This window comes from Acinetobacter sp. KS-LM10, from assembly GCF_036896575.1.
Taxonomy (GTDB): Bacteria; Pseudomonadota; Gammaproteobacteria; order Pseudomonadales; family Moraxellaceae; genus Acinetobacter; species Acinetobacter avistercoris.
Genome location: NZ_CP145907.1, coordinates 22,114 through 28,471 on the forward strand (window position 1 = coordinate 22,114; position 6,358 = coordinate 28,471).

The 6,358-nt window shown below is 42.5% G+C and carries 7 protein-coding genes, 2 pseudogenes and 1 other annotated feature; of the genes and pseudogenes, 4 read left to right on the plus strand and 5 right to left on the minus strand.

Annotated elements, in window-relative coordinates; genetic code table 11:
* The first annotated feature begins 51 nt into the window (after positions 1-51).
* From V5M36_RS15980 to V5M36_RS15990, 3 genes and pseudogenes are all read left to right on the plus strand, one after another.
* Positions 52-396, plus strand: a complete 345-nt coding sequence (locus V5M36_RS15980; RefSeq protein ID WP_005146112.1) for an SMR family transporter — start codon at positions 52-54, stop codon at positions 394-396.
* Positions 397-954, plus strand: coding sequence for a TetR/AcrR family transcriptional regulator (locus tag V5M36_RS15985; protein WP_005146114.1), 558 nt, complete (start codon positions 397-399; stop codon positions 952-954).
* Positions 955-1,076: 122 nt separating this feature from the next.
* Positions 1,077-1,782: pseudogene (locus V5M36_RS15990) on the plus strand (IS6 family transposase).
* Between the two features lie 35 nt (positions 1,783-1,817).
* On the opposite strand, the gene V5M36_RS15995 reads toward V5M36_RS15990, so the two are convergent.
* The 5 genes and pseudogenes from V5M36_RS15995 to V5M36_RS16015 form a co-directional block, all read right to left on the minus strand.
* Positions 1,818-2,084 (minus strand): LysR family transcriptional regulator, encoded by a 267-nt coding sequence (locus V5M36_RS15995; RefSeq protein WP_077170324.1) that lies wholly within the window; start codon positions 2,082-2,084, stop codon positions 1,818-1,820.
* A gap of 27 nt (positions 2,085-2,111) precedes the next feature.
* Positions 2,112-3,326: a chloramphenicol/florfenicol efflux MFS transporter FloR gene (gene floR / locus V5M36_RS16000; RefSeq protein ID WP_066679304.1), complete on the minus strand. Its 1,215-nt coding sequence runs from the start codon at positions 3,324-3,326 to the stop codon at positions 2,112-2,114.
* A 151-nt stretch (positions 3,327-3,477) separates the two neighbouring features.
* A pseudogene (locus tag V5M36_RS16005) lies at positions 3,478-4,450 on the minus strand (IS3 family transposase).
* Positions 4,045-4,161: a sequence feature (AL1L pseudoknot), on the minus strand. Its footprint overlaps the pseudogene before it by 117 nt.
* A gap of 182 nt (positions 4,451-4,632) precedes the next feature.
* Positions 4,633-5,199 carry a recombinase family protein gene (locus V5M36_RS16010; RefSeq protein WP_006581699.1) on the minus strand — a complete coding sequence of 189 codons (567 nt, stop codon included), beginning with the start codon at positions 5,197-5,199 and terminating at the stop codon, positions 4,633-4,635.
* Positions 5,200-5,376: 177 nt separating this feature from the next.
* Positions 5,377-5,640 carry a hypothetical protein gene (locus V5M36_RS16015; protein ID WP_127801456.1) on the minus strand — a complete coding sequence of 88 codons (264 nt, stop codon included), beginning with the start codon at positions 5,638-5,640 and terminating at the stop codon, positions 5,377-5,379.
* Between the two features lie 501 nt (positions 5,641-6,141).
* Between V5M36_RS16015 and V5M36_RS16020 the strand changes: the two genes are divergently transcribed.
* The coding region (locus V5M36_RS16020; protein WP_338564344.1) for a hypothetical protein at positions 6,142-6,358 on the plus strand (217 nt) is incomplete at its 3' end.

Here is a 6,358-nt window from a genome sequence, read left to right on the forward strand (position 1 = left end):
TTTTTGAAAATTTAACATACCTTCCGATTGGTATTTTAGGTATGATTACTTATGAACAGTGTGTTACTCGCTTATGTATTACTTGGATTTGCAATAGTTTCCGAAGTGATTGGAAGTAGTTTTTTAGTTAAATCGGAAGGGTTTACAAAACTTTTTCCAAGCGTGATGGTCTTTATTTTTTTTAGCACGGCATTTTATTTATTATCACAAGTTATTAAAACAATCCCTTTAGGTATCGCATACGCTATATGGGCTGGTGTTGGGATTGTTCTAACTGCTGTAGTTGGCTACTTTGTTTTTAAACAGACACTAGATAATCCTGCTTTAATTGGAATTGGTTTTATCGTATCTGGCGTAATAATTATTAATTTATTTTCGCAATCAGCAGGTCATTAAGTGAAAGAAATTCGGCAACAAAAGAAGCAACCAGAGGTTATTCGAAAGCGCATCCTTGAACAGGCAACTATTCTTGTTTCTCAAAAGGGTATTTCTGGTGTTTCTATTCAAAATATTGCTACAGCAGTAGGTATAACAAAAGGGGGGGTATTTCACCATTTCCCGAATAAAAAAAATTTGATAGAAGAAATGTTCAATCAAATAATTCTTGATTTAGATCAAACAGTTGAATACTTGATTAAACGCGATCCAACAGAATATGGTAAATTCACACGAGCTTATATTCATAGTTCTTTTATCCATCAAATAGATGGGGTGGTTTCTGCTTGGTCAGCGTTATCAATGACTATGATCACAGAGCCTACCTTTAATAAAATTTGGATGGAATGGCTAAAAAATAGATTATCTCAACATGCAGAAACGGATAGTCATCCTGATTTAGAGTTACTTCGTTTAGCAGCAGATGGGTTGTGGCTACAAAGTATTACCGGAGTCATTGATGATGAGCAATGTTCAAAATTAGAAGACGATCTGCTTAATCGAACCTATTTAACATAAAATCTCTTATTCGAAATTTGAACTGTAAGCCCCAGATAGAAAAATCCAGTGCATAGAACGGCACTGTTGCAAATAGGCTGACATGATAAGCTAAATATCTTATTTATTTCGAGATACAGCAGATGAATCCCTTCCACGGTCGGCACTTTCAAGGTGAAATCATTCTTTGGGCTGTTCGTTGGTATTGTAAATATGGCATCAGCTATCGTGAACTTCAGGAAATGCTGGCCGAACGTGGAGTGAATGTTGATCACACCACAATTTATCGCTGGGTTCAGCGTTATGCTCCAGAAATGGAAAAACGTTTACGTTGGTATTGGCGTAATCCTACAGATCGACATTTATGGCATCTGGATGAAACTTACGTAAAAGTGAATGGCAAATGGGCATATCTATACCGTGCAGTTGACCAACGTGGCCATACTCTTGATTTCTATCTTTCTGCTAGACGAAATACCCATTCAGCTTATTGTTTTCTTGGAAAAATTTTAAATAATGTGAAGAAGTGGCAAATTCCCACAAGTGATCAACACGGATAAAGCACCCACATATGGACGTGCTTTATCACGGTTAAAACGGGAAGGTAAATGTCCACCAGACCTTGAGCACAGGCAGATTAAGTATAAAAATAACGTGATTGAATGTGATCATGGCAAGCTAAAGCGGATCATCAGGGCCACATTAGGATTCAAATCTATGAAGACGGCTTATGCCACAATTAAAGGTATTGAAGTCATGCGTGCACTACGTAAAGGACAAGCATCGTCATTTTATTATGGTCAGCCTCAGGGTGAAGTGTGTCTAATCAACAGGGTTTTCGGTCTCTAAGTACTTTTTAAAGGGAACATCATCGACTCAAATCTCTATTTGCAACAGTGCCCCATGAAGTGCCTGCCTGCGTCTGTTAGCCGAACGCCCCGCGCATGGCGCTCAAATAGCAGGACACCAAGGTTATCCTCCAGCGCTTTCACACGCGCGCTGACGCTCGACTGGCTGATACCAAGTGCCTTGGCCGCATGCCGAAAATTCAGATGCTCGGCGACGGCGATGAACTGAACAAGGGAAATGAGCGGTATCCTGCCAGACAGGATACCGACATTCACGAGGTTTCGATGGTTAGTGCGCCGCATCGGAGCGGGCCTGCTACCAGTCGTCGGTTAGACGACTGGCGACTTCTCGGTGGCAGCCCCACGGAGCCGAAGGAGCACCAGCCCCAACGAAACCAGTACCGCCATCGCCGTGGCGTAACAGATCACGGGCCACGCTGTGTCACCGTTTAAAAGTGCCACCGCCAATGTCCCGACAATGCTGACTATCAGGCTTTGAACGCAGAAGTAGAACGCGACCGCTGATCCCGCGATGTCGTCGAACTCTGCCAAAGCGCCGTTCGCGGTAACGGACACCGTGAAGACAATACCGACCGCGACAACCCACATCGGTAGGATGAAGGTGAGGAATGACGGCGAGCCGTAAAGTTCGCCGATCCCCAACAGGACCGCTCCGCAAACAAGCAACGCCATCCCACGCGCCACGCATCCTGCGATGCCCCATCTGGCGACAAAGGACTTCGCGAAACGGGTTGTCACGATCATTACAAGCCCGACAGTGGCGAAGGCAAAGCTGAATCCGATCTCGGAATATTCCGCTTGGCCTATGAGCACACGGGGAGCCGTCGAGAAGAAGACGAAGAAGGTGCCCATACCGGCGCTAAAGCCGACAGTGTAAACCCAAAAAGCCGGACTCGCGAAGATCGGCAAGACAGATCGGCGCGTCTTGACTTGATCCAGAGGGCGGGTTTCGTGCCACCTGAAACCCGCATTTAGGAGTGCGAGCATCGCCAGTATAGCCAAAGTAATGAATATCGCCTGCCATCCCAAGAACTCGCCGATCAATGCTCCGGCGATAGGGCCGAGCGCAGGCACGAACGCCAGCATCGAACTGAAAAGGCCGTAGATGACGACACCCTCAGGACGGTTGGCATAAACGTCGCGAACCGTCGCGAACGTCGCCACCAGCATGGCCGACGCGCCCACTGCTTGAAGTAGACGGAAAGCGACAAAGGCCGGTGCAGTTGAAGACCAAGCTGCTCCCAGAGACGCAATGACGAAAGCCGTTGCGCCCGCAAGTAGAATTGGCCGTCGCCCGATTCTGTCTGAGAGCGGACCAAAAATCACCTGGCCCACGCCGAGCATCACCATATAGAGGCTCAACGTGAGTTGGATCATAGCGGGCGTCGTGTTCAGGATGCCGGGCATCGCTGGAACGACAGGGAGATAAATATCCATCGCCAGTGAAGCGAGGATGTCGAAAGGAGCCATCAGCAGCAGTGCTGCCGGCAGCGTATAGGCCCACGCGGGGCGTGTGGTGGTCATGACGAATCAACCCTCGATTAAGGAATACCGGGCGACGTCTGCTCGTCAGCAATCAGATGAGACTAGCCTTACAGAGCGCCGCAACAACAATACTGGTTGTTGCGGCTTACTTGTCTGCTGACTTGGAATTTCCCATCTGATTACTCCACGCTTACGAATATGAATTGCTACATTTTATCCGATTATCTTTTGCTTCGCAATGCGGCATGGGCGCACTCAGCGTTCCAGCCCCCTCTGCCGCCCTAAATGCTTGCTCCAATGCATCGAGCACCATATCTGTATTCATCCGTGTCGATACTTTCCATCCAACAATTGCTCGTGAGAACACATCAATAATAAATGCAGTATAAACCCAGCCTGAATTTGTTTGAATATACGTAAAGTCACTCACCCACAGTTGGTCAGGATGATCAGCAGTAAAATTACGTTTTACCAAGTCATCCGCTCGTTTTTGATCATCTCGGCTACGGGTGGTTTGTTTGTTCTTACCACGCCAAACACCTTTTATACCTAGCTTTTGCATTAATCGAGCAACAGTACAGCGCGCAATAATATAGCCTTCACGTTTCAGTTTTTGCCAGACTTTACGTACACCATACCGACCTGAACTTTCCTTCCAAATTCGTTTAATCTCCTCAGCATGATGCAAGTCATGTAAATCTCGCTTTGCTCGATGTTCTGGATTTTCACAGAGATCTAGAGTCCGGTAATAGGTTGAAGGTGCGATCGGTAAAATTCTACAAATCGCCTCGACTCCGTACAGCTCTTTATTATTATGGATAAAATCCACCATTATTTGTGTGGGCGGTCGAGCTCCGCCTGGGCGAAAAAAGCGGCTGCTTTACGTAGAATTTCATTGGCGCGTTGCAGTTCTTTATTTTCGCGTTCGAGTTGTTTGATACGTTCTTGGTCTGAAAGCTGCTGTACTTTAACTGGATTTTGTTTATCTAAATATTTTTGATACCAAACACGTAGTGTTTCAGGAGTACAACCCTTGCGCAGTATACTGCTCAGGGAGCAATAGCGGTGATCGCAGCCCAATTCGATGGATAATCTTTCTCGGATTCAATCAATAATTGAACCGCTCTTTCTCTGATTTCAGGGGTATATTTTACTTTTTTCATCGGGACATTCTCTCAGAAAGCTTGGTCTCCGACAAACCCGGTACGGTTCAAAAATCTTCCATTGATTTATTTATATCTGTTAAACCAGTCGCATTATGAAATGTAATATAAGTAGAAATTTCAGTATAAATGGTCATGATCTTTTCTAAATTTGAATATCTAAGCGTCTTCATTAATCAACCTTATTGATTATTAGTTTCTTCTTTTAAAGCTCTTTGTACTGTTGCTATCCCTACTTTAAACTTTTCTGCAACACCTCTAAATGTTGAATTTTCTTCAGCCATTGCTTTTCGTATTTCAACATAGTCAACCTTCCGCTTTCTTCCCTTATATAAGCCCTTCGCTTTGGCTTTTGCAATTCCTTCCTTTTGACGCTCACGGATCATGGAGCGTTCAAACTCTGCAAATGCAGCAAGCATCTGAAACATGAGTTTATTTATTGCCGATTGTGCTACATCATGACTGAAGGTCAAATTCTCTTTATGAAAAATAATGGTTATACCACGATCATTCAGACTATTCACAATTTCGTTCAGATCATTTGTATTACGTGCCAGACGATCAATACTATGAACATGCACCGTATCACCTTCACGCAGATAGTCGAGCATTGCATTTAACTGAGGACGTTCACGGCTACCACCGCTTGCCTTTTCAGTAAAGGTCTTATCCAGGCTGATTCCATCTAATTGACGTTCAGTATTTTGTTCAGTTGAACTGACTCGAATATATCCGACCTGATTAGGCATTCTGTACCGTTAGAGTTTAGATAATTAAATACATATTGTACCGAAATTAAATATTAAGTCTATAAATACGGTTTTTGAGTTGCTTTTTAAGACTTTATTTTGTTCCGTTAGGCTATACTCTAAATTTACAGAACATCTCTTATTCGAAATTCGATCGAATGGGAGTAAAAGCCTGCCTCAATTCGAATTAATTTTACGTTTTTTAATTTTAAAAGTTCGTCGCCCAGCAAGTCGGTAAGCAAGGTCAGGATTCCGGCCGTCCAAGTGTTTAACCAAAATTGGCACACCATTCGGTGTTTTACTCATTAAATTATCATTTTCTACATACAGCACTGTTCCTCTTTGCGCTGCGGCAATAAAGCGGTCTCGAAGTACATTTGCAGCTTTGGCAGCAATACCTGATTCATTGTCATCTTCATCAATTAGATCTACTGTTGACATAGTGCCGTACTCCCAATTAGCTGATATATGAATCATATTACAAGTCGGGTAGACAGGATAAAGAACTAGAGACCTTTCTACATATAATGCTCTGATCGACACACACAATAGCTTCTTTCCACATCAAGGTAGGTATTATGTGTGATCTGAATTTTATATTTAATTTCAATAACTTATAAATATTAATGTTTGAGTTTTATTTTTGCCACATAAACAAAATAATATTTAAAATCAAATGCTTATATTTTATAAAAAATTTAAAGCTTAGCATCACACATGATAGCTACCTAAATTAGCTCCATTAGGTAGCTATCATGTGTGTCGATATTAAAAATTATGTTTAATTTCAATGTATTAATAGAATTCAACTCTTTATAATTTTGATATTTTTTTTACAAAGCACGGGATCATCTAACAGAAATTTTTTCCCTTTTTTAATCCTGGATATTTAGAATCGGTAGAAATTTCTTCACTTAAAAATTTAACTGCCTAGAGAGCAAAATGAATCCTATAACTTTTCAGAAACTGGAAAAAATGAATAAGCACTGCAAGGCTTGTGTTAAAGCCTATGCACTTTTGACTTTGTTGAGTCTGGTGACTTTTTTCATCTATTTTTTTAATCGTTTCACATTAGAAATTCTCGTTACGGACACGACTGCTCTATTTCCGGTTATCAAAATGGAAGCGTTGGCACTTGGGATAATGCACATTGTTTACT